This window comes from Nonomuraea antri, from assembly GCF_013283785.1.
Taxonomy (GTDB): domain Bacteria; phylum Actinomycetota; class Actinomycetes; order Streptosporangiales; family Streptosporangiaceae; genus Nonomuraea; species Nonomuraea antri.
The window spans coordinates 95,135-121,228 of record NZ_JABCPZ010000004.1; the positions used below are offsets into that span (position 1 = coordinate 95,135).

General features: G+C 67.5%; 21 protein-coding genes, 3 tRNA genes and 1 pseudogene. 19 read left to right on the forward strand and 6 right to left on the reverse strand.

Annotation, left to right across the window (positions count from 1 at the left end; genetic code table 11):
* The first annotated feature begins 7 nt into the window (after nucleotides 1–7).
* Nucleotides 8–1,255, forward strand: a complete 1,248-nt coding sequence (locus HII36_RS02375; protein ID WP_173521347.1) for a tyrosine-type recombinase/integrase — start codon at nucleotides 8–10, stop codon at nucleotides 1,253–1,255.
* A 108-nt stretch (nucleotides 1,256–1,363) separates the two neighbouring features.
* Here HII36_RS02375 and HII36_RS02380 read toward each other — a convergent pair.
* Nucleotides 1,364–1,449, reverse strand: a tRNA-Leu gene (locus HII36_RS02380).
* A gap of 455 nt (nucleotides 1,450–1,904) precedes the next feature.
* Here HII36_RS02380 and HII36_RS02385 point away from each other — a divergent pair.
* Together HII36_RS02385 and HII36_RS02390 are read left to right on the forward strand one after the other, a co-directional pair.
* On the forward strand, nucleotides 1,905–2,438 hold the full coding sequence (locus tag HII36_RS02385; protein ID WP_173521348.1) for a hypothetical protein: 534 nt from the start codon (nucleotides 1,905–1,907) through the stop codon (nucleotides 2,436–2,438).
* Nucleotides 2,439–2,716: 278 nt separating this feature from the next.
* A complete protein-coding gene (locus HII36_RS02390; protein ID WP_173521349.1) occupies nucleotides 2,717–4,666 on the forward strand; it encodes a chaplin family protein in 1,950 nt (649 codons plus the stop codon).
* Nucleotides 4,667–4,828: 162 nt separating this feature from the next.
* On the opposite strand, the gene HII36_RS02395 is transcribed toward HII36_RS02390, so the two are convergent.
* Nucleotides 4,829–5,020, reverse strand: coding sequence for a DUF5703 family protein (locus HII36_RS02395; protein WP_173521350.1), 192 nt, complete (start codon nucleotides 5,018–5,020; stop codon nucleotides 4,829–4,831).
* 192 nt (nucleotides 5,021–5,212) lie between these two features.
* On the opposite strand from HII36_RS02395, the gene topA reads away from it, so the two are divergent.
* The 10 genes from topA (at nucleotide 5,213) to HII36_RS02445 (ending at nucleotide 18,193) form a co-directional block, all read left to right on the forward strand.
* Nucleotides 5,213–7,951 (forward strand): type I DNA topoisomerase, encoded by a 2,739-nt coding sequence (gene topA / locus HII36_RS02400; protein WP_173521351.1) that lies wholly within the window; start codon nucleotides 5,213–5,215, stop codon nucleotides 7,949–7,951.
* Between the two features lie 35 nt (nucleotides 7,952–7,986).
* The gene (locus tag HII36_RS02405; protein ID WP_328807560.1) at nucleotides 7,987–9,258 is read left to right on the forward strand and encodes a metallophosphoesterase; all 1,272 of its coding nucleotides are present in this window, start codon (nucleotides 7,987–7,989) and stop codon (nucleotides 9,256–9,258) included.
* A gap of 70 nt (nucleotides 9,259–9,328) precedes the next feature.
* Nucleotides 9,329–9,910: a helix-turn-helix transcriptional regulator gene (locus tag HII36_RS02410; RefSeq protein ID WP_173521352.1), complete on the forward strand. Its 582-nt coding sequence runs from the start codon at nucleotides 9,329–9,331 to the stop codon at nucleotides 9,908–9,910.
* 107 nt (nucleotides 9,911–10,017) lie between these two features.
* Nucleotides 10,018–12,060, forward strand: coding sequence for a dTMP kinase (gene tmk, locus HII36_RS02415; RefSeq protein WP_173521353.1), 2,043 nt, complete (start codon nucleotides 10,018–10,020; stop codon nucleotides 12,058–12,060).
* A 10-nt stretch (nucleotides 12,061–12,070) separates the two neighbouring features.
* Nucleotides 12,071–13,243 (forward strand): DNA polymerase III subunit delta', encoded by a 1,173-nt coding sequence (locus tag HII36_RS02420; RefSeq protein ID WP_173521354.1) that lies wholly within the window; start codon nucleotides 12,071–12,073, stop codon nucleotides 13,241–13,243.
* Nucleotides 13,244–13,560: 317 nt separating this feature from the next.
* Nucleotides 13,561–14,088, forward strand: coding sequence for a SigE family RNA polymerase sigma factor (locus tag HII36_RS02425; protein ID WP_328807561.1), 528 nt, complete (start codon nucleotides 13,561–13,563; stop codon nucleotides 14,086–14,088).
* The gene (locus HII36_RS02430) at nucleotides 14,085–15,110 is read left to right on the forward strand and encodes a permease-like cell division protein FtsX (RefSeq protein WP_173521355.1); all 1,026 of its coding nucleotides are present in this window, start codon (nucleotides 14,085–14,087) and stop codon (nucleotides 15,108–15,110) included. The genes HII36_RS02425 and HII36_RS02430 overlap by 4 nt, the downstream gene beginning before the upstream one ends.
* A gap of 382 nt (nucleotides 15,111–15,492) precedes the next feature.
* Complete coding sequence (locus HII36_RS02435) at nucleotides 15,493–16,353, forward strand: PSP1 domain-containing protein (RefSeq protein ID WP_173521356.1); 861 nt, start codon at nucleotides 15,493–15,495, stop codon at nucleotides 16,351–16,353.
* A gap of 384 nt (nucleotides 16,354–16,737) precedes the next feature.
* Complete coding sequence (locus tag HII36_RS02440; RefSeq protein ID WP_328807562.1) at nucleotides 16,738–18,060, forward strand: alpha/beta hydrolase; 1,323 nt, start codon at nucleotides 16,738–16,740, stop codon at nucleotides 18,058–18,060.
* A 56-nt stretch (nucleotides 18,061–18,116) separates the two neighbouring features.
* Nucleotides 18,117–18,193, forward strand: a tRNA-Thr gene (locus HII36_RS02445).
* A gap of 69 nt (nucleotides 18,194–18,262) precedes the next feature.
* Here the strand turns inward: HII36_RS02445 and HII36_RS02450 are convergent.
* Both HII36_RS02450 and HII36_RS02455 read right to left on the reverse strand, forming a co-directional pair.
* Complete coding sequence (locus HII36_RS02450) at nucleotides 18,263–18,598, reverse strand: tyrosine-type recombinase/integrase (protein WP_328807563.1); 336 nt, start codon at nucleotides 18,596–18,598, stop codon at nucleotides 18,263–18,265.
* A gap of 9 nt (nucleotides 18,599–18,607) precedes the next feature.
* A complete protein-coding gene (locus tag HII36_RS02455; RefSeq protein WP_173521358.1) occupies nucleotides 18,608–19,027 on the reverse strand; it encodes a GntR family transcriptional regulator in 420 nt (139 codons plus the stop codon).
* A 585-nt stretch (nucleotides 19,028–19,612) separates the two neighbouring features.
* Between HII36_RS02455 and HII36_RS57715 the strand changes: the two genes are divergently transcribed.
* The 5 genes from HII36_RS57715 to HII36_RS02475 all read left to right on the forward strand — a co-directional run bounded on the left by HII36_RS57715 (nucleotide 19,613) and on the right by HII36_RS02475 (nucleotide 23,490).
* Entirely contained in the window at nucleotides 19,613–19,741 is a 129-nt protein-coding gene (locus HII36_RS57715; protein ID WP_268959428.1) for a hypothetical protein, read from the forward strand.
* Nucleotides 19,742–19,900: 159 nt separating this feature from the next.
* On the forward strand, nucleotides 19,901–20,329 hold the full coding sequence (locus HII36_RS59115; RefSeq protein WP_173521359.1) for a helix-turn-helix domain-containing protein: 429 nt from the start codon (nucleotides 19,901–19,903) through the stop codon (nucleotides 20,327–20,329).
* A gap of 305 nt (nucleotides 20,330–20,634) precedes the next feature.
* Nucleotides 20,635–20,719, forward strand: a tRNA-OTHER gene (locus HII36_RS02465).
* Between the two features lie 1,460 nt (nucleotides 20,720–22,179).
* Complete coding sequence (locus HII36_RS02470; RefSeq protein WP_217369076.1) at nucleotides 22,180–22,707, forward strand: DUF6416 domain-containing protein; 528 nt, start codon at nucleotides 22,180–22,182, stop codon at nucleotides 22,705–22,707.
* A 42-nt stretch (nucleotides 22,708–22,749) separates the two neighbouring features.
* On the forward strand, nucleotides 22,750–23,490 hold the full coding sequence (locus HII36_RS02475; protein ID WP_217369077.1) for a pyridoxamine 5'-phosphate oxidase family protein: 741 nt from the start codon (nucleotides 22,750–22,752) through the stop codon (nucleotides 23,488–23,490).
* 340 nt (nucleotides 23,491–23,830) lie between these two features.
* Here the strand turns inward: HII36_RS02475 and HII36_RS02480 are convergent, their stop codons facing one another.
* Nucleotides 23,831–24,595, reverse strand: a complete 765-nt coding sequence (locus HII36_RS02480) for a hypothetical protein (protein WP_217369078.1) — start codon at nucleotides 24,593–24,595, stop codon at nucleotides 23,831–23,833.
* A gap of 343 nt (nucleotides 24,596–24,938) precedes the next feature.
* On the opposite strand from HII36_RS02480, the gene HII36_RS02485 reads away from it, so the two are divergent.
* Nucleotides 24,939–25,442, forward strand: a complete 504-nt coding sequence (locus tag HII36_RS02485) for a hypothetical protein (RefSeq protein ID WP_173521361.1) — start codon at nucleotides 24,939–24,941, stop codon at nucleotides 25,440–25,442.
* A 145-nt stretch (nucleotides 25,443–25,587) separates the two neighbouring features.
* Here HII36_RS02485 and HII36_RS02490 read toward each other — a convergent pair.
* A pseudogene (locus HII36_RS02490) lies at nucleotides 25,588–26,094 on the reverse strand (hypothetical protein); the annotation flags it as partial.

The following is a 26,094-nucleotide window of genomic DNA, read 5'->3' on the forward strand; positions in this document are numbered from 1 at the left end:
GAGGCACGTGAGTAACTCACCGAAGCGCAGAAGGTCCCCCGGCGAGGGGTCGGTCTTCGCGTACAAGCTGGCCAACGGCCAGGTGAGATACGGCATCAAGTTCATGACCAAGCTGGCGGACGGGACCAGTAAGCAGGTCCTGCGCCGCCGCGACGAGAACAACCAGCCGTGGCTGACCCAGAAGGACGCCCAGAAGGCTCTGCGTGACGTCCTCGGCAAGGTGGACAAAGGCGAGTTCGTCCAGCCCAGCAAGCAGACCCTCGGCGCGTACCTCGACGAGTGGGTTGCCGGGCTCAGGCTCGAATCGTCCACCCTGGCCAGCTACAAGAAGAACATCCGGCTCCACCTCAAGCCCTACGACATCGGCAAGGCGACCCTCGCGGCGCTGACCGGGCCGAAGTTGACCGCGCACTACCGTTACCTGGAGGAGAGCGGCCGGAAGGACCACAAGGCTGGCGAGGGGCTGTCGGCCCGCACCGTGCGGTATGTCCACACCATCCTGAGCGCCGCGCTTTCCGAGGCTGTGGACGCCGGCCTGCTGGCCCGCAACCCGGTGGACAAGGCCAAGCCGCCGACCGCCAAGCAGGCCAAGGCGCCCGAGATGCACCCGTGGACGGCGGTCCAGCTCAAGGACTTCCTGACCTGGTCGCGCGACCACAGTCACCTGCACGTCGCCTGGCACCTCCTGGCGCACACTGGCATGCGCCGTGGCGAGCTGCTCGCGCTGCGGTGGCGGCACATCGACCTGGAGGCCGGAACGGTCAGCGTCCGCCGATCGGTGGGCGTCGTGCGGGTCAAAGGGGAGAAGGCCATCGTGAAGGAGGGGGACACCAAGACCGCCAAGCCCCGCGTGGTCGATCTCGACTCCGCCACCGTGGCGTTACTCAAGGCGTACAAGCGCGAACGGGGCGGGATGGCCCTACAGCTCGCCCGGGACGACGCGCTCGTCTTCGGCGACCAGGAGGGCAACCACCGGCACCCCGAGCGGTTCTCACGCGGTTTTCAGGACCAGCTCGGGCGCTGCGCCAGGGCGTTCGAGAAGGCCGGCCGCGAGGCGCTGCCGCGCATCCGCGTGCACGACCTCCGCCACACCCACGCCACGATCCTCATCGCAGGCGGCAAGCCACTGAAGATGGTTGCCGAGCGCCTCGGCCACGCCGACCCCGCCATCACTCTCCGGGTCTACGCTCACGTCATGCCCGGCAATCAGCGAGAGGCCGCCGACTGGTTCGCGGCCCTGGTCGAGAGCGCGTGATCCTCGTGCTCAGGCCCACAAGTATCAGCGGAGTATCACGGCTCGTTCTGGAGGCAGAAATGAAAATGCCCCGAGCCTGTGACCTGCACATTCTCGGGGCTTTCCCGGTGTCCGAGGGGGGACTTGAACCCCCATGCCCATCACTGGGCACTAGCACCTCAAGCTAGCGCGTCTGCCTATTCCGCCACCCGGACTTGGTGCCTGCACGCGGGACCGTCATCTCGCGTCGGCTCCGTAAGGTTAGCAAACTCTGCGGGGTGCGTCATACCGGGATTCCGCGCGGACGCCCCGAGAGGCCACTTGAGCCGGCCGGCGTGAGTCTCGCGTGGGGTAACGATAGGCCGCTCGCGGGTGAATCCAGGGCCGCAGCGGGTGTGTTGTGGCGGTACGGGGGCTTTGTGGTCAGGGGCTCGTGGGGGATTTCTGGGCGTCTCTTGAAAAGCCGTTGCGACGACCATGGGTGGTGCTACGGTTACGGACCGTTGAGGGTGAGTCCACGGGCCGACCTCACGAGGTGAGGTCGGTTCTGGAGCTGGGAGGTCACGTGGCACGAACGGCAGCGCAACGACTGAGGGCGATGGCCCTCGGTGCGCGCCGTGTGCCCGTGGCCGGTTCGGCGCAGGGCACGTGCACGGATCGGGCTGACCGGATGGCGCGGTTCGCGGCCGGTGCTCGTCGGCTCGTCGCGCGGGCAGTCGTGACCGGGGTCCTGGTGGCCGCCGGGTGGCTGTTCGCCGTCCTGTTCGGGATGCTTTCCGCCGCTCCGGCGGCCGCGGATGCCACCGCGGCGCCGGGCTCGGGCGCGTCCCTTGCCGATGCCTCAGCCGGCGGTGCGCCTGCCGCCGTCCGGTCGGACGCACTCGAAGCCGTCACCGGCGCGGCCCATGCCTCGGCGTCCGAGAATGCCGAGGCGATGGCCGGAATCACGGTCGACGGGCTCAACAGCCAGCAAGACCCCGGGCTGCCCGCACCATCCACCGCCGGAAAGATCGCGGACACCAATGGTCTGGTGCCCAACGGTGGCAATGGCGGCAACGGCGGCGCGTCCGCCGGGTCCGGTTTCTGGGACGTCGCGAGGTCCGTCTTCGACCCGCGGCTCGAGGCACGGCGCGCCGTCCTGGCGCGCGAGCTTCCTCCCATCGTCCGCACAGCGGCGGACGACCCTTCCTTCTCACCTGACTGATCCCCGCCACACAGTTCACCGAGCGGAGAGCGGGCAAGAGCGCGGGCAAGGTTCCTGCGGCCGAATTCTCTCCGCCGGCGGGTGACACGTCAGTTCATCTGGTTCGTGAGTCCGAGTGCACCGCTGCGTGCCGGGCGTCGCTGTCGCGGCGCGGGCACCGCGCACCCGGCTGATCTCCGCGAACCGTCAGGTAATCCCCCTAAGAACCACTAGGAGCATTCATCATGCGTACGTGGGCGAAGGCATCTACCCCTGCGGCCCTGCTCGCGGTTGCGGTCATGTCTTTCGGCAGCGGAACCGCGCTCGCCGACACCTCGGGCAACTCATCGGTCGGCGGCGGTAACCAGGTCAACCTGCCGATCTCACTGCCTATCGACATCAGCGGCAACTCCGTCGCCGCGGCCGGCGAGTCGGACGCGTCCTCCCAGGGCGGCGCGACGGTGGTCAACACCGGCAAGGGCGGCATACCGAACAGGACCTCGGGCAACTCGAGCGTGCTCGGCGGCAACCAGGTCAACGCACCCATCAGCGCCCCGGTCAACGCCTGTGGCAACGCGATCTCGCTGTTCGGCAGCTCCGACGCGGGCTGCAAGGGCGGCGCGACCGTGCAGAACTCGGGAAGGGGCGGCGCGGGCGGCAACCGTACCTCGGGCGACTCCAGCCTGCTCGGCGGCAACCAGGTCACCGCGCCGGTCTCGGCCCCGCTGAACGCCTGCGGCAACGCGCTGGCGATCTTCGGCGACGCCACCGCGGGCTGCAAGGGCGGCTCGGCGGTGCACAACACCGGTACGGGCCCCGGCGGCAACAGCACCTCGGGCCGGTCCTCCGCGCTCGGCGGCAACCAGGTCATCGCCCCGGTCAGCGGGCCGATCAACATCTGCGGCAACGCGGTGGCGGTGTTCGGCGAGGCGTTCTCCGGCTGCAAGGGCGGATCGTCCGTCACCAACCACGGCGGGCCGCGTGACCACGGCTACATGGCCGCGCCGAGCTCGAACGGCAACGACACCGACGGACGTTTCGGCGCCGGCAGCGGCAACCAGGTGATCTCCCCGGTCAGCCTGCCGATCACGGCCTGCGGCAACGCGGCGGGCAACGCGCCCGCCGGGTGCGCGGGCGGCTCCTCCGTCGAGAACGACGGCGGCGGCTCGGGCGCGGGCGGCAACACCACGTCAGGGCGGTCCGGCGTGCTGAGCGGCAACCAGGTCGTCGCGCCGGTCACCGCGCCGGTGAACGTGTGCGGCAACGCGGTGGCCGTGCTCGGCGAGGCGTTCGCCGGCTGCCGCGGCGGCGTCTCGGTCAAGAACGGCGGCCGGGGCGCGGGCGGCAACGTCACCTCCGGGCGGTCCGGCGTCGGCTCGGGCAACCAGCTCGTGGCCCCGATCACCGCTCCGGTCAACGTCTGCGGCAACGCCGCCGCGGTGCTCGGGCTGTCCGAGGCCCACTGCAAGGGCGGCGCGGTCGCCTCGCCGCACCACGGCGTCGGCGGTGGCGGCAACCTGACCTCGGGCAGGTCCGGGGTGCTGGCGGGCAACCAGGTGATCGCGCCGATCACCGCTCCGGTCAACGTCTGCGGCAACGCCGCGGCCGTCCTGGGTGACGCGGCGGCCGGTTGCCTCGGCGGCTCGCACGTCGGCGACCCGGGTCACGAGCCCCGCGACGCCTTCGACCGCTTCGCGCAGAGCAGCGGCAAGGTCGAGGCGGGCAAGGGCGGCGGCGGCCTGCTGCCGGCGCTCCCCGTCGTCCCCGCGCTGAGCGGCCTGCAGGACGTCGGCAACGTCACCCAGCAGATGCGCGCCGGCGGCGGTGGCCTGCCCGCGCTGCCCGTCGTCGGCGACGTGTCGCAGACGCTCGGCCTGCCCGCTCTGCCGTCGCTGCCCGGTCTGCCCGGCCAGGCGCAGACCCCGGCCGAGCCCGCCGCTCCGGCCAAGCCCGCCAAGCGGGGCAAGACGCCTGCCGCTGACCGGGCCGACGCCGCGACCCCGGCCGGCTCGTCCTCGCCGCTGGCGCCGGCGACCGACCTGGTCGCCTCCACCCCGGTCGGCGGCGCCGTGACCTCGGCCGCCGGCAGCCTGCCCGTGGGCGGCCTGGGCCTGATGAGCGCCGCTCAGCCCGCGGGCGTCACCGGGATGAACTCCAGCTCGCTGCTCGCGCTGGTCGTCGGCGGGATGCTGGCCGCCTCGGCCACGCTGTTCGCGAGCGCCCGCCGGTTCCGGTTCGGCAAGAAGTGAACATCGGGTCGGATGTAACACCAGGCAGGACGTAACACCAGATGCGGTTGCTGCTCATCCGCCGTGAGCAGCAGCGAGAGATGCTTTGCCCGTTCCGGGGGCGCGGCCCGGGGCGGGCAAAGCCATGTCCAGGTTCGGTCACGCAGGCATGTCCGGGTTCGGTCACGTGGTGAGGGTGCTGCGGACCCGCATGACCTTGCGGCGGAGCCGTACGTGGCGGCTGCCGTCGGGGTGGAGCCGCACCCGGGCGAGCTCCCACTGTCCGTACTCGGCGTGTTCGGTCAGCAGTTGACGTGCTGCTTCACGAGTGAGGTCGCGCGGGATGAAGATATCCATGTAGGAGTAGTCGAGCACAACGATTAGTCTCCAGGGTGAGTCAGGGCGCCATGCCGCTCGCTGGGCCTTATTCTGCGTGCTTGTGGGTGGACCCGGAAGCTAGTGGGTAGCCCCGGGGGAAGGAAATTTCCGCGAGTCGGGTTACCTTTCAGATCTGTGCCGGCTCCCGGTAGGGGGATTTGCAAGCGAACAGTGAGGTAGGGAAGCAGCGTGCCAGCCAACAACGGCAGCACCGGCGGAACACGCCTGGTGATCGTCGAGTCGCCCGCCAAGGCGAAGACGATCAAGGAATACCTCGGTGCTGGCTACATCGTCGAGTCCAGCATCGGCCACATCCGTGACCTGCCGGAGAAGGCCGACGAGATCCCCGAGCAGTTCAAGGGGAAGCCGTGGGCACGGCTGGGCGTGAACGTCGAGCACGAGTTCGAGCCGCTGTACGTGGTCAACCCCGACAAGAAGGCGCAGGTCAGCAAGCTGAAGCAGCTGCTGAAAGACGCCGACGAACTCTACCTGGCCACTGACGAGGACCGTGAGGGCGAGGCCATCGCCTGGCACCTGCGCGAGGTGCTCAAGCCGCGGGTGCCGGTGCACCGCATGGTCTTCCACGAGATCACGCCGCAGGCCATCCGCGACGCGGTCTCCAACCCCCGTGACCTGAACCTCCGGCTGGTCGACGCGCAGGAGACCCGGCGCATCCTCGACCGTCTCTACGGGTACGAGGTCAGCCCCGTCCTGTGGAAGAAGGTCAAGCCCAGGCTGTCGGCGGGGCGGGTGCAGTCGGTGGCGACGCGCCTGGTGGTGGAGCGCGAGCGGGAGCGCATGGCGTTCACCGCCGCCCACTACTGGGACCTGCAGGCGCTGTTCGACACGAACAAGGCGGAGGAGCGCCCGCGCGACTTCAACGCGACCCTGACCGGGGTCGACGGCAAGCGGGTGGCCCAGGGCCGCGACTTCGGCAGCACCGGGCAGCTCAAGAACGCCGACGTGCTCCACCTGTCCGAGGCCGCCGCCGCCGAACTGGCCGGACGGCTCCAGGGCACGTCGTTCGCGGTCAAGTCGGTCGAGCGCAAGCCGTACACGCGCAAGCCTTACGCGCCGTTCCGTACGACGACGTTGCAGCAGGAGGCCAGCCGCAAGCTGGGCTTCTCCGCGAAGTACACGATGCAGGTCGCGCAGCGCCTGTACGAGCAGGGTTTCATCACCTACATGCGTACCGACAGCATCACGCTGTCGGAGACCGCCATCGCGGCCGCGCGGTCGCAGGCGATCAAGCTGTACGGCGCCGCGTACGTGCCGGACAAGCCGCGCGTCTACTCCAGCAAGGTGAAGAGCGCGCAGGAGGCGCACGAGGCGATCAGGCCGTCGGGCGAGGAGTTCCGCACGCCGGGCGAGACCGGGCTGAACGGCGACATGTTCCGCCTGTACGAGCTGATCTGGCAGCGCACCGTGTCGTCCCAGATGAAGGACGCGGTCGGCGAGTCGATCAGCGTCAAGGTGGGCGGCAGGTCGTCCTCGGGCGAGGACGTCGAGTTCAGCGCCTCGGGCCGGACGATCACGTTCTACGGGTTCCTCAAGGCCTACGTCGAGGGCGCCGACGACCCGTCGACCGACCGCGACGACTCGGAGAAGCGGCTGCCGAACCTGGCCGAGGGCGACGTGCTGAGCGTGTCGCGGCTCGACGTGGCCGGCCACTCGACCAAGCCGCCCGCGCGTTACACCGAGGCGTCGCTGGTCAAGGAGTTGGAGGATCGGGAGATCGGGCGTCCTTCGACGTACGCCTCGATCATCGGGACGATCCTGGACCGCGGCTACGTGTTCAAGAAGGGCACCGCGCTGGTGCCGTCGTTCCTGGCGTTCGCCGTGGTCAACCTGCTCGAGCAGCATTTCGGCAACCTGGTCGACTACGACTTCACGGCCGAGATGGAGAAGGTGCTCGACGACATCGCCAACGACCGGGCGGAGCGCGTGCCTGAGCTGCAGCGCTTCTACTACGGTTCCGGCGACGGCGACGAGGGCCTGAAGGAGATGGTCACCGACCTCGGCGACATCGACGCCAAGGAGATCAGCTCGTTCCCGATCAAGGGCACGGACATCGTGCTGCGGGTCGGCAGGTACGGCCCGTACCTCGATCGTGAGGGCGCGCGGGTGAACGTGCCCGAGGACATGACCCCCGACGAGCTGACCGGGGAGAAGGCCGAGGAGCTGTTCTCGCGGCCGACCGGCGACCGCGAGCTGGGCCGCGACCCGGTGAGCGGCAACATGATCGTGGCCAAGGACGGGCGGTACGGCCCTTATGTGACCGAAGTCCTGCCCGAGCCGCCGGCCGAGGAAGAGGCGCCGAAGCGGCGGACCAAGAAGGCCGACGCGCCGAAGCCGCGCACCAGCTCGCTGTTCAAGTCGATGTCGCTGGACACGATCACGCTCGACGACGCGTTGCGGCTGCTCCAGATCCCGCGCGTGGTGGGCGATCTGGAGGGCGAGCAGGTCGTCGCGGCCAACGGCAAGTTCGGTCCTTACATCAAGAAGGGGACGGACTCGCGGTCGCTGGCGTCCGAGGAGGACCTGCTCACGGTCACGATCGAGCAGGCCAAGGAGCTGTTCGCGCAGCCGAAGCAGCGCGGCAGGCGGGCGGCCGCCGCCGCGCCGCTGCGTGAGCTGGGCGAGGATCCGCAGTCGAAGAAGCCCGTGGTGGTCAAGGAAGGGCGGTTCGGCCCGTACGTGACCGACGGCGAGACGAACGCGTCGCTGCGCAAGGGCGACACGGTCGAGGACATCACGATCGAGCGGGCGGCCGAGCTGCTGGCCGAGCGGCGTGAGCGGGCGCCGGCGCCGAAGAAGACCACGAGGAAGGCGCCGGCGAAGAAGACCACGACGGCGAAGAAGACCTCGAACACGAAGACGACCACGGCGAAGGCGACCACTGCGAAGAAGCCCGCGGCCAAATCGTAAGTAGCATCATTTGTGTGGCCTTTGTATTGATCTTCGTGGGTTTGGTGCTCGCGGCCCATCTGTATGTGTGGCACCGGCTGGTGCGTTCCACCACGCTCCCCGGGGGGCGGCTGCGTAAGTCGCTGTCCTGGGGAGTGGTGGGATTGTTCCTGCTGGTCGTCGCCACTTTTCTGGGGACGCGGCTGGAATATGGGAAATGGCTGGCATGGCCGGGGTACGTGTGGATCGCCCTGATGTTCTACCTGGTCGTCATCCTGGCCGTGCTGGAGATTCCCCGGGCCGTGGTCGTGGCGTTCCTGCGCAGGTCCGAGCGCCGGGCCGAGGCCGGGGTCGCAGCGGTTCCGGCTGAGGCCGCGGCGGTCGCCGTCCCTGCTGGTGGTGGGCCTGCAGGTGGGCCTACGGGGGGTGGGGCCGCCGAGTCGCTGGACGCCGCGCCCGCTGCGGCGGAGGGCACGTCCGGCGTTCCGGACGCGGTCCTGAGCAGGCGGTTGTTCCTCGGGCGCACCACGGCGGCCGTCGCCGGCGTCGCCGCGCTGGGCACGGTCGGGTACGGCATGCGCACCGCGCTGGGCGACCCGGTGATCGAACCGGTCAAGGTGACGCTGCCCAAGCTCGACCCCCGGCTCAGCGGGCTGCGGTTCGCCGTGGTCAGCGACATCCACCTGGGGCCGCTCACGGGCAAGGCGCACACCGAGCGGATCGTCCGGATGATCAACGGGCTGGAGGCCGACGTAGTCGCCATCGTCGGCGACCTGGTCGACGGCTCGGTGGCCGAGCTGGGCCCGCTGGCCAGGCCGCTGCGGGGGCTCGAGTCGCGTTACGGGTCCTATTTCGTGACGGGGAACCACGAATACTTCGCACCGGGCGGGCCCGTCGAGTGGATCGAGGAGCTCGACCGGCTCGGCGTCCGCTCACTGCGTAACGAGCGGGTGGAGATCAAGCACCAGGGCGCCGTACTGGATCTGGCCGGCGTGAACGACGTCGGCGGGACGTCCTCGGGCGACGGGCCCGACTTCGTCAAGGCGCTCGGCGGGCGTGACACCAGCCGGTCCACGGTGCTGCTCGCGCACCAGCCGATCCAGGTCGCCGAGGCCGCGAAACACGGCGTCGACCTGCAGCTGTCCGGGCACACGCACGGTGGTCAGATCGTGCCGTTCAACCTGGTGGTGGGCCTGCAGCAGCCGGTGGTGTCGGGGCTGGCCACGCGCGACGGCGTGCAGGTGTACGTCACGCGCGGCGCCGGTTTCTGGGGCCCGCCGGTACGGGTGGGCGCGCCGCCGGAAATCACGCTCTTGGAACTTAGGTGACTTATCGTTAATCGCTGGTGACCTTGAGCCACCTGGGCGTAGTATCCATCCGGATACCCGGGAGGTGGCCATGATCTCTTCCTCGGCCGAGGGGGTGCTGCGGCGGGCGGTGCTGAAGCCCGCGCCCGACGTGGCGTTCTGGGCCAGGCGCGGCGGGCTGCTGTTCAAGCAGGCCAGACACGCGGCCAGCATGAACCAGCAGGCCCTGGCCAGCGTGAGCGGCACCTCGCGCACCACGTTGTCGGCTTATGAGCACGGCAGGAAGTCGCCCACGCTCGAGACCGCCGGCCGCATCCTCGACGCGGCCGGGTTCCGGCTGGTGCTCGAACCGAAGGTGGAGTTCACCCGCCACGTGGGCGACGACGGTGTCGCGTTCCACGTGCCCGACGTCCTGGTGCGATTGCCCGTCGGCCAGGCGCTCGGGATCGTCGCGTTCCGCGGGCGGCGCTACCGGCTGGCCGACCGGGGCGAGCGCGGGCGGGCGTACGCGGCGCTGCTGTGCGCGGGCGCGCCGCGCGAGCTGCTCGACCACGTCGACGGCGCGTTCCTGGCCGAGCTCTGGCCCGAGCTCGAGCTGCCGTCCTGGGTCAGGGCCGCGTGGCGGCCGCTGATCGAACAGGTACGACGAGCCGGTGATTTTCGGGATGTGTAACATACGCGTGCCTTTTCGACGTAATACTCTCAGCGACGAGCAACCCGGTATATCCGGCTCGTCGTTTGCCTTCCCACTGCCTGCCGACACCTGGATACGCTGAAACCATGACTGCCCCTGGCCGCCGCCGCCCGGCTCACGTGCTGGCCAATGCGCCTTTTCGCAGGCTCTGGATGGCCATGTCGGTGTGCAGTCTCGGCGACTGGCTGAACATCCTGGCGCTCACCGCCCTGGCGGGAAACCTCACCAAGGGCGACTACCGGGTGCAGTCGCTGGCCATCGGCGGCGTGTTCATCGCCAAGATGCTGCCCGCGATCCTGCTCGGGCCGCTGGCGGGCGCGTTCGCCGACCGCTTCGACCGGCGACTGACGATGTTCTACGCCGACCTGGCCAGGTTCGCCGTGGTCCTGTCGATCCCGCTGGTGGGCAGCTATCAGTGGATCATCGTGGCGACGATCCTGGTCGAGTGCGTCAACCTGTTCTGGGTCCCGGCCAAGGACGCCACGGTGCCCAACCTGGTGCCCAAGGAACAGCTCGAATCGGCCAACCAGCTCAACCTGCTGGTCACGTACGGCAGCGCGCCGGTCGCGGCCCTCCTGTTCGCGGTGCTGTCGGTCGCGGGCGACGTGGCGAGCAGCCTGCTGCCCATGCTGACCGGCACGCACGCCACGGGGCTGGCGCTGGTCGTGAACGCGGCTGCCTACCTGGTGTCCGCCTTCCTGATCTTCACCTTGCGCGACATCCCCCGGCGCGACGGGGCGATCTCGACGCCGTCGGTGCTCAAGCAGATCGTCGAGGGCTGGCGGTTCGTGGGCGGCAACCGGCTGATCCGCGGGCTGATCATCGGCATGCTCGGCGCGTTCGCGGCCGGTGGCGCGGTGGTCGGTGTCGCCAAGATCTACGTGGGCGCGCTCGGCGGCGGCGACGCGGCCTACGGCGTGGTGTTCGGCGCCGTCTTCGTCGGCATGGCACTGGGCATGTTCTTCGGGCTGCGGCTGCTGCGCGAGCTGTCGCGGCGGCGGCTGTTCGGGCTGTCCATCACCGTGGCGGGTGCGGTGCTGGTGGCCATCGCGCTGATCCACAACCTGGTGATCGTGGTCATGCTGACCGTGCTGCTCGGCGCCTGCGCCGGCATCGCCTGGATCATCGGCTACACGATGATCGGCCTCGAGGTCGAGGACTCGATGCGCGGCCGCACGTTCTCGTTCCTGCAGTCGACGGCCAGGGTGACGCTGCTGCTCGTGGTGGCCGTGGCCAACCCGCTGGCGGCGTTGTTCGGCGAGCACCTGTTCAAGGTGGGGCGGCTGGCCTACCAGTTCGACGGGTCCAACCTGGTGCTGATCGTCGGCGGCGTGCTGGCCACGGTCGTCGGCATCCTGGCGCTGCGTCACATGGACGACAGGAAGGGCGTCCCGCTGGCCGACGACCTGTTCGCGGCGCTGCGCGGGGAGAGCTACCAGCGCGAGGCCGAGGAGCAGGTGCCCGGCCTGTTCGTGGCCTTCGAGGGCGGCGAGGGGTCGGGGAAGACCACCCAGTCGAGGCTGCTGGCCATCTGGCTGCGCGACCAGGGCTACGACGTGGTGCAGACCCGCGAGCCCGGCTCGACCAAGATCGGCATGAGGCTGCGCGCGATCCTGCTCGACGCCGCGGAACGCGGGCTGTCGGCCCGTTCCGAGGCCCTGCTGTACGCCGCCGACCGGGCCGAGCACGTGGAGAAGGTGATCAGGCCCGCGCTCTACCGGGGCTCGGTGGTGGTCACCGACCGCTACGTCGACTCGTCGCTGGCCTACCAGGGCGCGGGCCGGGCGCTCGAGGCGGCGGACGTATCGAAGATCAACGCCTGGGCGACGGGCGGGCTGGTGCCGCACCTGACCGTGCTGATCGACACGCCTCCTTCGGTGGGGCTGACCAGGCTGGGCGGGGCCGCCGACCGCATCGAGTCCGAGCCGCTGGAGTTCCACGAGCGGGTGCGCAAGGAGTTCCGCGCGCTGGCCGCCGCGGCCCCCGAGCGCTACCTGGTGGTCGACGGCACGCTGACGCAGCAGGAGATCACCCGCGAGATCCAGGACCGGGTCCGCGACATCCTGCCCGACCCGGTGCCCCAGGAGTCCGAAGACGCGACGGGCACGATGCCGGCCATCCGCGACTAGCCTTGACGCCGTGACTGTATTCGACGACCTCATCGGGCAGGACCAGGCCGTAGCCGTACTGTCGCGTGCCGCCGCGGCGGCCGGCGAGGTCGTCACGGGCGGGCGCGGCGCGGGCATGACGCATGCCTGGCTGTTCACCGGGCCGCCCGGCTCGGGCCGCGAGGAGGCCGCGCGCGCGTTCGCCGCCGCGCTGCTGTGCCCCTCGGCCGGCTGCGGCCACTGCGACCAGTGCCATCAGGTGCTCATCGGCTCGCATCCCGACCTCGAGTCCGTACGTCCGCAGGGGCTGTCCTACAGCGTCAAGCAGACCCGCGAGCTCATCCTGCGTGCCGCCGGTGCGCCCACCCAGGGGCGGTGGCGGGTGATCCTGTTCGAGGACGCCGACCGCGCCACGGAATCGGCCGCCAACGCGCTGCTCAAGGCCATCGAGGAGCCGCCGCCGCGCACCGTGTGGCTGCTGTGCGCGCCGGCCCCCGACGACCTGATGATCACCATCAGGTCCCGCTGCCGGGTCATCAACCTGACCACGCCCGCCGCGGAGGCGGTCGCGCACGTGCTGGCCACCCGCGACAACGTGCCGCCCGAGACCGCCCGCTTCGCCGCCCGCGCCGCGCAGGGCCACATCGCCAGGGCCCGTGCGCTGGCGCTCGACGAGGACGTCCGCCGCCGCCGCGAGGCCGTGCTGGCCATCCCGCGCGCGCTGAGCGGGGTCGGCGAGTGCATCACGGCCGCCGAACGCCTGGTCAAGACCGCCGAGGAGGAGGCGGCCGCGGCCACGGCCGCGCTCAACGAGAGCGAGACCGCCGAGCTCAGGAAGCTGTACGGGGAGGGCTCCACGGGCAAGGGGCTCAACCGCGGCCTGGTGCGGGGCGGCGCCGGGGCGCTGAAAGAGCTGGAAGACCGGCAGAAGTCGCGGGCGACCAGGATCAAGCGCGATTCGCTCGACTCGGCGTTGCTGGAGCTGGTGGCGTTCTATCGGGACGTGCTGGCGATGCAGTTCGGGGCCGGGGTCGAGCTGGCCAACGATGATCTGCGGTTCGATCTCGACCAGCTGGCCAGGGGGTCCACGCCGGAAGAGACGTTGCGGCGGATCGACGCGATCATGCGGTGCCGGGAGCGGCTGGAGGCGAACGTGAATCCGCAGATCGCGGTGGAGGCGATGATGCTCTCGCTGCGCTCTTGAGGTGTGGCGGTCTGGGCTGGTGGTGCTTTGGCTGGTTGTGAAGGCTGGTCCTGAGCTGTTGGTCCTGAGCTGTTCGTCGGGGCTGAGAGGCTGCTGTGGTAGGTGGGCTGAACCTGCGAGCCGGTCACCCGGGAACCACAGTCGGCAGGTCCAGAGGCGTCGTCGCGCTGTAATCCGCAGGCCGGCCGGGGATCGGCCGGGCAAGGGGGACCGGCCAACCGTGGTGGAGGACGGGGCGGTTGGCAGTGGGTGGCCGTGGGTCGGTAAATAGTCGGGAGCCGGAAGCAGCAGACGGGGCGCTCGAACGTCTCTGTTATGTGGAAGCCGAACTGCTCTCCTTGAGCGAGACCCGGGAGCGACAACGGGTAGACGTCGCGGCGATCTTCGCCGACCACCATGTGGGCCTGGTGCGGCTGGCCCTGCTCATGGTGGGAGACCAACCGACCGCCGAAGACGTCGTGCAAGAGGCGTTCGCGCGTACCCATGCGGGCCGAGCCCGGCTGCGCGATGCCGATAAGGCGCTGGCCTATGTGCGCTCCGCCGTGCTGAACGGGTGCCGTTCGGTGTTGCGCCGGCGGGCGACCGTCTTTCGTAAGGCGGTCCCATACGACCCGCCGGTCTGGTCGGCGGAGAGTGCCGCGCTGATGAGCGAGGAACGCCGGGAGGTGCTGCTGGCCGTGCGGCAGTTGCCGCGCAGGCAGCGTGAGGCGCTGACGCTGCGCTACTACCTCGACCTGTCCGATCGCGAGATCGCCGAGACCATGAGGATCAGCGCCGGCACCGCCAGATCCACGATCGCGCGAGGGCTGGCCGCCCTCGGCCGAGCACTTGGGGAGGGTTCATGAACAGTCCGATCGAACAACGCCTGCGCGATGCGCTGACCGAGGCGGGGGCCAGGGTTGAGCCTGAGACGATCCGCCCGCTGCGCGTGCCGGCGCGCCGCCGCAGCTGGGCGGATGTCCGGCTGCTGACCGCTGCGGCGGTGGTGATCGCGGGGGCGACGACCGCGCTCGCGCTGGGGTTGTCAGGCGGCGAGGACCGAGTGGTGGCGGCAAATCCCGAGCCGAGCCGGGCGGATCTGTCCGTGTTCCTGTGCTGGAAACCAGCGGACACCCATTCGAAGTTCTGCCAAGGTACGAGCGTCACCAGTGAGCAGAAGCAGGCGATCGAACTCAGGCTCCGGTCCATGCCCGAGGTTGCGGTGGCCGTCTTCGAAGATCGTCAGACGGCGTATGAGAACTTCCGGCGCACCAACGCTGGCAACGAGGCTCTGCTGGCCACGGTTTCGGCCGGTGACCTGCCGGAATCGTTCCGCCTGAAGATCCATGACGGCGCCGACAAGAAGCGCATGATGACTGAGCTTCAGGGCCTGCCCGGCGTGGCTCAAGTCATCGATCCGGCGGAGATCGACTCGATGTCCGAGCCACGTCTGAACATCTCGGCCTTCCTGTGCTCACGCCAGAACACCACGCCTGCCTGCCGGGCGGAACGGCCCGCCTCGGACGGCTCGGCAGAGGCAGCAGCAACCGGTCAGGCCCCGACGACCGCCCAGATCAAGGCACTGACCACGAAGATCCGCGCAATGCCGGAGGTCGAATCCTGGCACTTCGAGGACCAGAAGGCGGCGTACGAGAAGTTCAAACGCATCAACGGCGATAATCCGAGCCTGATGAAGGCCATTCGGGTTTCGGATATGCCCCAGTCCTTCCGCTTGATCCTCAAACTGGGGGCCGATCGGGGCAGCGTGGTCGAGCAACTGCGCGGGCTGGCCGGCGTCGCGGAGGTGGTCGACCAGAAGTGCATGTACGAGCGGATCGAGCCGCTGATGCTCTTCGGTCTGGACCGCGAAGACCCCACCGCCTGTTAGCGGCGGAGGCTCGAGCGGCTGGGCTGCTCCAGGTGAGGGCGAGGCCGGTCTTCGGGGGCGAGGCCGGTCTTCGGGGCGTGACCGATCGCTGACGAGGTCCTCGAGCCATCTGGATCGCTCATGACGTAAACCGAGGGGAGTGACCGAGATGGGCCGGGCCGACCACGGCGCCACCCCTGCGGCCACCGGTCGGAGTGCTGTCGGGGCGGAGGCCGCGTGGGAATCGGGTCGTTCGCGGCGCCGTCGAGGCGCGTCGTCGTGACATGGCTGGAAGCCGAGGTGGCGGGGGCTCTCACGCTCATCGTCCCGGCCCACGTAATGTGGCAGCGGAAGGCCGTAAGTACCCCCGAGGCCGTCAGGAGGCGAGCTCTAGCCCATGGGAATGATCATGGCAGTGAGCTTCACACGCTACGGGCGCCTCTACTACCTCGATCCCGGCGGGCACAGCCCCAAGGTGGGCGACAAGGTGCTCGTACCGACCGACTGGGGACCCGAGGTGGCGGAGTGCGTGTGGGCGCCGCAATATACGAGCGAAGACATCGACGGGCTGCCGGTCTGCGAGGGGCCGGCCGCCGAGGAACACCTTTCCCGAGACGAAGCCAACAAGCGCCGCCGGGCCGAGGCACGCAGCGTGTCCAAGCGGCTGATCAAACGACACTCACTTCCCATGAAGGTCGTGGGAGTCGACTATCTCGACAAAGACAACGTGTACACGGTCTACTTCTCGGCCCCGCATCGGGTCGACTTCCGCGCTCTCGTCCGAGACCTGGCTCGCAACCTCCGGGCCAGGGTGGAGCTGCGGCAGATCGGTCCCCGAGACGAGGCCAGACTCCAGGGCGGCATCGGCCCCTGCGGCCGTGACCTGTGCTGCGCCACGTTCCTGAAGGACTTCGAACCGGTCTCGGTACGCATGGCCAAAGACCAGGACCTCCCGGTCAACCCACTACGCATCGCCGGGGCGTGCGGGCGGTTGATGTGCTGCCTGAAGTACGAGCACCCGCTCTACACCGAGTCGCGCAGCCGCATGCCGCGCGTCGGCAGCCGGGTGAGCACCCCGCAGGGGGACGGCAGCGTGATCGGCCACAACGTCCCGTCGGACACGGTCACGGTCCGGCTGGACGACGGCGGCCGGCGATGCGCCTGCCCGTCGGCGTCGGTCTGCTCGCCACGCAAGCAACACGACAAGATGTACGGCTCAGAACCGGCTTCGGAGGAGCAGGCAGGCGGGATGGAGGAGGAGTAGTACTCGCAGCGGCCCGGTCCGGCACGGCGACCGGGACCTTGGCCGTCGGCACGACGGCCGGGACCTTGGCCGATGGGTGGCCGTCGAGAGGCGCGTAGGATCCGGTGCGTGTGGGGGCGAACTGTACGAGTCACGGCGGCCGCTACCGCCACGGCGATGTTGGCGTTGCTGCTGGCAGGCTGCGCGGAGGTGACCGCAAACGGGCCCTCGATGTTCGGGACGTCCCCGGGAGCCTCGGGCGAGTCGGCGCCAGGAGGGACACCAGCGACCACCGGGACATTAGCCACTGATCGGGCGACGGAGACGAGAGAGGGCGCCTCGTCGTCCGCGGGAAGGCTCGGGTGGACCGACTGCGACGGCGGGTTCGAGTGCGCGAAGCTGCGGGTGCCGCTCGACCATGACAATCCGCAGGGGGAGCAGATCGAGCTGGCGGTGACCCGCCTGCCCGCGACGGGCGACCGGATCAGCTCGCTCGTGATCAACCCCGGCGGCCCGGGCGGCTCCGGTGTCGAGTACGCCAAGGCCGCTCGCCTGCTCTTCGGTGACGAAGTGCGTGAGCGGTTCGACATCGTCGGATTCGATCCGCGCGGGGTCGGAGGATCGGCGCCCATCGACTGCCTGGACGATGCCGAGCTCGACGCGTTCCTCGCGCTGGACGCTTCGCCGGACTCCGTCCAGGAGCAGGAGGCGCTGGCGGAGGGCGGCAGGCGGTTCGCGCAGGGGTGTTCCGCGCGGTCAGGGCGGCTGCTGGCGCACGTGGGGACGGTGGACGCGGCGCGAGACCTGGAGTTGCTGCGCCAGGCCCTGGGCGATCAGAAGCTGACTTATCTCGGCAAGTCGTACGGGACGTTCTTGGGGGCGGTGTATGCGGATCTGTTCCCCGGCAAGGTCCGGGCGCTGGTGCTCGATGGCGCGCTCGATCCGGCCGCTTCCCGGGTGCGGGTCAACGCAGATCAGGCGGTGGGGGTCGAAGGGGCGCTTCGGGCGTACGCGGCGGATTGTCTGACCAGGGACGACTGCCCGTTCCGGAGCCGTACGGTCGATGGCGCGCTGAAAGAGGTGTCCGAGCTGCTCAAGCGCGCGGACGCGCAACCGTTGCCCAGCGAAGGCGGACGGAAGGTCACCGAGGCGCTGGCCACGCTCGGTGTGCTGACGCCCCTGTACGACCGCAACGCCTGGCCGGAACTGACCGAAACCCTCCGGCTGGCCATGGACGGCGACGGCACGCTGCTCCTGCGCAACGCCGACCAGCTCATGGGCCGCCACGAGGACGGCACCTATTCGAGCCAGACCGAAGCCAACATGGCCGTCAACTGCCTGGACGGCCCCTACCCGGCCGAGCCCAGCGCTTTCGCGAAGGCGGCGGGAGACGCGTCGAGCCAGGCGCCCAGGTTCGGCCCATATGTCATGTGGAGTTCCCTTCCCTGCGCCTCCTGGCCGGCCAAGCCGACCTTCATCCCGGGCCCTCTGGTCGCCAAGGGAGCCGCTCCCATCCTGGTCATCGGCACCGAACGCGACCCGGCCACGCCGTACAAGTGGGCCGAGGCACTGGCGAAGCAACTGGAGCCCGGCGTGCTCCTCCGCTACGTCGGCGACGGCCACACGGCCTACTCCACCGGCTCTCCCTGCGTGGACGAGGCCGTCGACCGGTACCTGCTGACGGGCCTGCCGCCGAAGGACGGCACGATCTGTCCGTCCAAAGGGTGATCGGTGGGAGCAAGAACCCCTCAGGCTCCTGTAGACTCGTTCACGCTGTACGGCACGCCGCCTTAGCTCAGTCGGCCAGAGCACTTCACTCGTAATGAAGGGGTCTCGGGTTCGAATCCCGAAGGCGGCTCCAGGTCAGAAGCCCCTCAAGGTCTCTTGGGGGGCTTCTGAGTGTCTAAGTGAGTGACTAAGCGTCCCTGCTTCATGTCTTGAAGATCCGATCCATGGCCACCGCGCCCTCCTGGAGAACCGGGCGGATCTGCTTCCGGTAGACCAGTTCAGTCACTGCCGTGCTGCTGTGGCCTACCAGCCGGGATATCTCTTCCAGCGGGATGCCTTGGTCAGAGAGCAAGGACACGAAGCTATGCCGCAGTTCGCGGGGCGTCCACCGTTTCGGGTCGAGGTCGGTCTTGGCGATGACGGCGCGGAAGGCACGTCGGACATTGTGGGAGTCCAGCGGCGTGCCCACGGTTGAAGCGAACACAAGACCGTGCTCCATCCATCGCTTGCCTGCTGCTTCCTTCTCGCCTGAGCGCACCGCGCCTGGTCATTGATCGCTCGGCGCTGGGCCAGCGTTTATCGCCGAGCGGGCCAGCACTTCGGTGCGGCCATCCGCGTAGGTGACCACCAGGACGGGCTCACCTTCGGGCAGGTCCAGGGTGGTCCGCTCCTTGGCCGTCGGCATCCTGGCCGTGATCCTCGCCGGTTCTTCCAGGCTCACCACAGACAACTCCGGCGGCTGGCGAACGGTGCTGCCACGCCGGTTCTCCGTGTCGATGAGCCCTTCTGATCGAAGGAGCCGCAGCGCCTGGCGGATCGTGGCCTTGCCCGTGCCGAACTCCTCGGCCAGGGCGTCTTCGTTCTTGAGCTTGTCTCCGGGCCGCAGCTCGCCCGCTTCGATCTGGGCTCGCAGGAGGTCGGCCACCTGCCGGTAGAGCGGCGTGAATGAGTTCGGGTCAACGCGCACCGTCCCATGATTCTGTCGCTATAGCCCTTGTGCACCTTTACGCTATTGCGTAATAGCGTCAAGAGAGCGTGGTGACCAACTCCGTGGGGTCCGCCATGACCACAGCCCTCCGTGTCCCCTACATCACCGCCTGGTCGGGGGAGACCGTGCCTCACCCCCTGCGGTTCGCGTGGGCGGACGAAGCGGCCGGCCTCCGGCTCACCTACGCCGACGCAGCCTCAGGACTGGATGTTCGGCGTCTTGTGGGCGCGGCAAGGGCTCTCACGGACGGGACGTCCCGAGTGGAAGCTGGTGAACACGCTCAGGCAGCGTCGGTGCATGCTCCACCTGCTATGCCAGGTGTGCGGAGGTTCCGCCGTCGACCCATTGAGCGGCCGAACAAGGTGGCTTCTAGCCGACGGTCCCGGTGGTGCGCAGGAAGCCGGGTACACAAACGCTCCGCCAACGTGTCTCGCCTGCATCCCCGATGCGCTCGCCTCTTGTCCACGGCTGAGGCAAGGCGCGTTGGTGCATAGCGTCGGAGAATGTGAGCCGTACGGCGTGATAGTCGACTTGTTCGAGCCCTCTGCGCATGGGGGAGTCGCCATGGTCGAACGCAACGTCTGGCTCCAACTGGACGAGTTCCAGAGGCTGGGACTCGCCTTGGCGAAGCAACTTCTCGTGGAGTTGGGCGGCCTAGAGCAGGAGGTGATCCCCCTGTCTTCGGTGTCGTGACGTTCATGGGCACTAGGTTCTGCCCGCCTTGATCCGTCGGACAGAACCTAAGCATGCATCTCTGATCTTTTCCTGGCTTGGCGGGACGACTAGGTTGACACCCGCAGTCCGACGAGTATCGCCGCCGCATGCATGCCAAGAGGAAGAGGTTGCTGCACTATGGGACGGCCCCGCACTGTCTCCGATGCCGACGTCCTAAGGCTCAGTGAGAGCGGGCTCGGGGCGTTGGAGATTGCTGAAGCGCTGGGGACCTCTCGTCCCACGGTGTACAGGGCACTTCGGCGCCTACAACGTGTGCGTGCGTACGTGAGGCACGATGATGTTTTCCCATGGCAGGTGCTCCCAGAGCACTCCCACGAGATCCCCGCAAAGCACATTCGGGTTCTTAGCCTCGCTGCGAAGACAGGGGGTGGGGACGTGGCCTACTTCAAGAGCGCAGTGCGTTGGGCGGACTGCCTCATCGCCATGAATGCGGACATCGACTACGACCCAGCAACGGGTTTCAGAGAGATTCCTGCTTCTGCCGACGGGGGGCTCATCAAGAGACTTCGCGATGCCGCGCTTAACGGTCCACCTACTGGCCCATGATGCAGTCCTGTTGAGGTGCCGAGTGGCCTGCAGGGAAGTGTCCCCGCTGTCCCTGCTGTCCCCGAACGGCACTTGAACTGCGAGAACGTCGGCCATCGCCGGGGACACTTCCGGAGACAGGGTGTGCCTCCTCTGTCTCCGACGGAGCTAGTGCTGCAACATGTTGCAGCGCTCTCCGTGCGAAGCACGGCTCTGGGAGGCGCGCGAAGCGCCGCTCTGTGTCTCGTCAGTGAGTGACGTACTGAGTGACAACGGAGAAGGTCGATCACAGACGCTGGCGTACCTGAGCGGACGATCGAAAGCAGGCCAGCCTGAAGGTAGGTCTATGGGAGCCTGTGTTCGATTTTGCTCGTAATGAAGAGGTCTGGGGTTCGAATCCCCAAGGCGGCTCCCAGCTCAAAGGCCCTCCCGGTTCGTCCGAGAGGGCCTTTTTCGATCTTGTGCAGCAGCGAAATACGGCTTCCCGACTCGTGACCCTGCGGTACGGGTCCTCTTGCCACTGGATGAGCGGGCTGGTCACTTGAGGTGGCGCTGGTGCTTGTACAGCGTTGGCGGCGTACAGCAGCAGCGTGGGCACGCACGAGCGGGCAGTGCCATGCTTCGGCTATCGCTTGAGCAGGGGAAACGCTTCTCGACATCGTGACTGGCTCGCGTTTGCAGGCGGGCACTCTTTTGTGTCGCGCGAGGATGCGCCAGGCACGTAAATCTTGTGGGTCGCTTCGGTGGCCTGGAGTACGGAGGGTCGCTCTTGTGCGGGGATCATGTCGGTGATCGGGGATGGTGAGGGTCGGAGAGTCTTGCGCGACTGTGCTGTTCGTCGCGGATGAGGAACTGATTCTCAACCGGGGGAACGGTGAACGTGGAGGCGCGGGGCGATCTGATGGCGTTCGGCTCCGCTCCTGAGGGCTTCGAGGCGGAGCCCGTGGAGCAGGTTTTCGTCACGGGCGGCGAGCGGTCGAGGCATGCTTCGCCAATGTTGCCGGGTCCGTGACGTTCTATGCCTGGTACGACGAGCTGGCCGACTGGGTACGGTGTTCGGCGGCCTCTGTTGAGCCGGGTGATCTGTGGTTTACCTGAACAGCTCTGGACGCCGGCGACGAGGCATCTGCTCCCTGCCTATGGATCAGAAGGTGCCTGCTGGTGTTCTGCTTGTCCCGACTCCAGATTTCGACGGATCGAGGGAGGTCCTTGATGCCTCCGCCTTCAGGGATCAGGCTCCAGAGGAAGGGGATCAGGTACTGAGGCGGTTCGGCCAGGAGCACGGCGAGCTCGTCCTCGTTGACGGTGTGGGCGAATGCCGGGCCCGGTTGGCCGGGGTTCCATCCTCGTTTGATGGCTTGTCGGATACATCCGGCAACAAGGATGGGGCGGACCGCGATCGTCCGTTCTCCGAGCCTGTTGTCCGGCCGAGCGCAGGGAAGTGACACCACGAGAACGCGTCCCGGCTCCTCGGCCGCTCAATGGAGATGGTGAGGGGCTTCCAGCCGTTGCCCCGACGGCAGGTGGGCCTGTGCCGAATCCGCCAGCGGAAGGCGGTGCCATCGACACTGATGAGCCGTGAGCCCCGTCCTCGGCATCGCCACGGGCGCCTCCAAGCTTCTGCTTGTTCCGTCGCTGTTCCGCGGGAGTACCGAAAGCAGCGAGCAGTGGCGCGAGACGCCGGCAAGCGTAACCGCTGCTCCTCCCATGATCGAGCTACTTTCGCAGGTGGCCCGATCACGCATCGAAATCACCAGAACTGCGAGGGCGCCGACCAGGTCGACTGGATGGGTTTGCTCATGTCTGCGACTTGCCGCCCATACCCACGGGATGTAAGCATCTTGTTACCCCTTGATGTTGGGAGCTCGTCGATGTCAGAGATGGTGCGCCTGTCGATCGGGCCTGACATGGAGTTGAGCATGTCACGGACCCGCGCGGAGCAACTCGTGCTGAGTTGGAGCCGTCAACTGGGCATGGGGCTGAGCTTCGCGGCGACCGAGCTGGACGGAGCGCTTGTGCTGTCTGATGACCACCCGCTCTGGGAGCACCACACCGGCCTCGATGGCCACCGCGACTACCCGGAGTGGGACCCAGAGACCGACCTCGCTGCCGCACAAGCCTTCTATCAGCCGATCAAGAGCCAGGCGAAGATCTTCTTCGACCTGCTCATCGACCACCCTGGCCAGCAGCTCAGTGTGGATGACATCCGCCGGCTCACCGGCGACGTCTTCTCCGGGCCGCGCTCGGTGGCGGGTAGCATCAGCGGGCTCTACCGCTCACACCAGGCGTCGGGCCGCAGATACCCGTTCTACTGGTGGGAGGGCCAGCCGACGTGTTATGCCATGAAGCCGAGCGTGGCCGAGTTGTTTCGACGAGCACGAAATAGCGTTGATTCGTAGGCGCGCACCCTGCGTTTATCGGTCATTCTGAACTCTCTGTTCATGCCGTCGCTGGATGTCGAACGAACTCTTGGCGACATCCGTCGCCAGGGTGCACACATCGAATATGCGGGTTGCTGTACTTTCCTGCTGTACGGCAACGTTCCTTCACACAGCCTGATCGTTTCGCACCGCGCACGGTTGAGGAGCAGTGCCGCGCGTCGACCAGGGCGCTCCGTAGAGCTCTGGAGGGGGTGCTCCAGGTTCCTGATCGCCATGAGAACCTGTGCCATGCCCGTTACCAATGAATGGCTGGCCGGTCCCGCTCCCACCGGGCGGCTGGACAGGGAATCTCTGGAAGAGCGGATCCTCAATCTCCTGTCGTCGCAGAACATGTGTGTTCTGGCCACGTCTGGTGCCGACGGTCCGTTGGCCACTCCCGTGCGGTACTTCCACCTCGGTTTTGCTCTGATGTTCACTACTCTCGGGACATCGCCGAAGATGCGGAACATGGCGGCGGATCCGAGGGTTTCGATCGGGGTGTTCGCGCCGTTGGTCGGTCAGGCGAGCAGCCGAGGGGCTCAGGTCTTCGGGCGCGCTCAGGTGCTTCGGGCGGAGGATCCGGGATTTGATCATTACTGGCCTGCCTTCCGGTGGCAGTCTGATCACGTGGAGCGTTCGCGGGCGCTTGACGAGCCGCCGTCCGGGCCGCTGGTTGTGGTGGAGGCGGATCGAATCGTCTATACCGAGCACTGGCTCCGTCGCTCGGGATACGCGCCTCGCCAGTTCTGGACGCGAATGTAGAACGACTCATGAGGAAGGCTGCCGTTTTCGCCTGGGAGCTCCTGGTCGGTGCCCAGCTCTTCGGCTCCATTCGGGAAGGCCTGCTCGGGTGCTCACCATTGAGGGGGTTGGTGGGCTGGTTGTGGGCCGCCTCGTGGATCTCGGTGTGGACGTTCATGGTCATGGAGATTGAGAGTGCTGCCGAGTTCGTATGGCCGCACGGGGTCGAACGTCGGGGTCATGGTCGGGGTTGTTGAGTGGTTGGAGACGGCGGGCGTGTGGGTTGGCGCGTTCGGCGGTCTTGGGGAGGTGGGTTGGCGACCCGCTTGTTCGGTGAGGTTGTCGTTGTCGGGAGTGGTTTCTAGCCTGTGTGGCGTGTGACCCATACGTTCTTCAGTTGAACCGTGGAGTGCCAGGCTCGGACGAGTAGTTCCGTATTGTTGCAGCTTGGCTGGAGTGGGAATCTGCCGATGAGGGGTGCTTTCAGGAGCACGCGGTCGTCGATGATGAACTCTGCCACTCCGCGACTGAAAATCACTCGCCAGTGGTGCCACTGGTTATCCAGTAAGTCTGGATATTGTTCTGGACTGTAGGTGAAGGTGTTGGGGTTGAACAGGTTTGCGTAGGAGAATTGGCTGCCGGTTTCTCCGCTTTCGGGGTCTACGTAGTAGGCGTATTGTAAGGTGCCGCCGTGGCCTCGGTCGTTCGTGATGTTGGCGCAGACCGAAACGCCGTAGCCCCAGCCTACTCCGGGGCGGAGTTCCACTGCCGGTCCTACGAGGCGAGCGTCCAGGTCTATGGAGTAGTTGCACCAGTTGGGCATACTTCCTAGAAAACCTACCCAGAGGTGGTTGTAGGAGGTCACCTGAACTTGGTCTCCGCCTTGAAATTTTGCGCTTCGTGTGGTGTCGAGCTGTCGGAGGGGGACGAGTTCACGGCTCTCGTCCGGGGCCGGCTCGCAAGTGGTGTCGGCCGCTGTGCTGGTGAACGGCTGAAAGAGTTGCGAGGGCACGATTATGGCACTGAGTATCCCTACTGAGACGCCGATGGCGCCCTGCTTCTTGGTGTCCCAGGGAAAGGGGGAGAAGAAGATCACTGCTCCAGGCACGATCAGCCAGGACAGCATGACACTCCATGGGCTGGACATCTTGAAAAGGGCCCATGCGCCGATGGCGGCCCCGATCAAACCCGCTATGCGTTGCGGACCATGGAATCTTTGATAAGCCTGTTGCGGGCTTGGGTGTTCAAATTGGTAATTGTGCAAGTGGAACTCCCTTGGGGGTGGTAGCGTCGAGCTCGACTCCCAAGGCGTAACCCGCTGCGTCAAGGCCGCGCAAGTACGACGCCTGACGTCGGCGGTGGTTGTCGTGGAGTTCAAGATTTTTAGGCGCTTGTCGGTCGGCGTTGAGAGTTCTTTCGGTTGGGTTCTGTGGATGGGCTGAATTCGGTCCGCCGTATTGTGGCTGACGGTGGTGTTCTTTTCTGTCGGGGTAGTAGAAGCTCGCCTTTGTGCGGTGCGTCATGGTGACTGGCTGGTGGGCTACCTTCGGATGGTGGACGAGCAGACGGTGCCAGTGGTGGGAATGACGATCAGCGTCCGCACTCGCAGGGATGTGGTGATCGCGGATTCGGAGCGGTTTCTAGCGGCGGCGCGTGCTGCGTATCGTGATCTCTATCCCGAGGTCAGCGAGGAAAGCGCGGCCGAAAACGTTCGTGACGTGTACGACGCGGTGCACATTTTGCTGGACCGCTACGGTCGGCTGGCGGCGGATGCTTCGGAGACGTTGGGACCACGTGGCCTGGATCGCCCGGATGGGCTCGTGCCTGCGGGAGAAGTGCAGCAGGTCGTGCTCGGGGATCCGATGACGTTGCAGGATTATGGTTGCTTCCTCCCTGGAGATCCCTTTGCTCTGCCGACCGAGGCTGGGATTTGGCTCTCGGATTCCTCTGGTGGGTCGGCAGAGCAGGCGTAGTTCTTGAACGCGGCCTTTAGGCGGCGGGCGGGTTGACGCGGTTACTGCCACCAGTCGCGGTCGGGGAGTTTCAGCCAGATGTCCGGACGGCGGTTGATCGATCGGGCGTCTGTGGGTCGGAGGTCTGCGGCGGCGAAGCAGGCAGCTACGGGCTCGTGGTGGTAGAGGTAGGTGGCGAGGATTTCGGCGGTGGATTCGTCGCCGTAGATTTCGCCGCCGCCGGGTGGGTGTCCGAATTCTCGAGGACGCCGTCGCGGGCGACGGCGCCGCGATTGCCGCCCATCGGGTTGGCGAACATCGCGTGGCAGACGGTGCCGGCCGACAGGTGTTTGAGTATGCCGGGGGTGTATGCGAGGAAACCCCACGATTGGAATACGACGCAGCCGCCGGGTACGTCCGTGAGGCCGATGATTCCGGGATTGTCATCGAAGTGTGTGAGGGGATCGTCCATGATGGCAGCGACGTGGATGGCGTCGGCGGGTGTGCCATTCAGGCGGTTGGCCGCTTCTGCGGCGGTGAGGGCGGGGACGCAGGCGAGGCTGAAGCCGTCGTAGCCCAGGTTCCCGAGCACGCTGATCAGGCGTTTGGCCTCGGTTGCCGCGGTGGACTCCGCAGGGGACAGACCCGCCTCGCCGTCTGGGAGGGGGAACAG

Bases quoted from the DNA above. Each gene is read 5' to 3' on its own strand.
- HII36_RS02430 (WP_173521355.1), top strand. From the start codon at position 14,085: ATGAACAGTCCGATCGAACAACGCCTGCGCGATGCGCTGACCGAGGCG.
- HII36_RS02480 (WP_217369078.1), bottom strand. From the start codon at position 24,595: ATGCTGTCCTGGCTGATCGTGCCTGGAGCAGTGATCTTCTTCTCCCCC.
- HII36_RS02410 (WP_173521352.1), top strand. From the start codon at position 9,329: ATGATCTCTTCCTCGGCCGAGGGGGTGCTGCGGCGGGCGGTGCTGAAG.
- HII36_RS02470 (WP_217369076.1), top strand. From the start codon at position 22,180: ATGTCAGAGATGGTGCGCCTGTCGATCGGGCCTGACATGGAGTTGAGC.
- HII36_RS59115 (WP_173521359.1), top strand. From the start codon at position 19,901: ATGGGACGGCCCCGCACTGTCTCCGATGCCGACGTCCTAAGGCTCAGT.
- HII36_RS57715 (WP_268959428.1), top strand. From the start codon at position 19,613: ATGGTCGAACGCAACGTCTGGCTCCAACTGGACGAGTTCCAGAGGCTG.
- HII36_RS02435 (WP_173521356.1), top strand. From the start codon at position 15,493: ATGATCATGGCAGTGAGCTTCACACGCTACGGGCGCCTCTACTACCTC.
- HII36_RS02385 (WP_173521348.1), top strand. From the start codon at position 1,905: ATGGCGCGGTTCGCGGCCGGTGCTCGTCGGCTCGTCGCGCGGGCAGTC.
- tmk (WP_173521353.1), top strand. From the start codon at position 10,018: ATGACTGCCCCTGGCCGCCGCCGCCCGGCTCACGTGCTGGCCAATGCG.
- HII36_RS02475 (WP_217369077.1), top strand. From the start codon at position 22,750: ATGCCGTCGCTGGATGTCGAACGAACTCTTGGCGACATCCGTCGCCAG.
- HII36_RS02390 (WP_173521349.1), top strand. From the start codon at position 2,717: ATGTCTTTCGGCAGCGGAACCGCGCTCGCCGACACCTCGGGCAACTCA.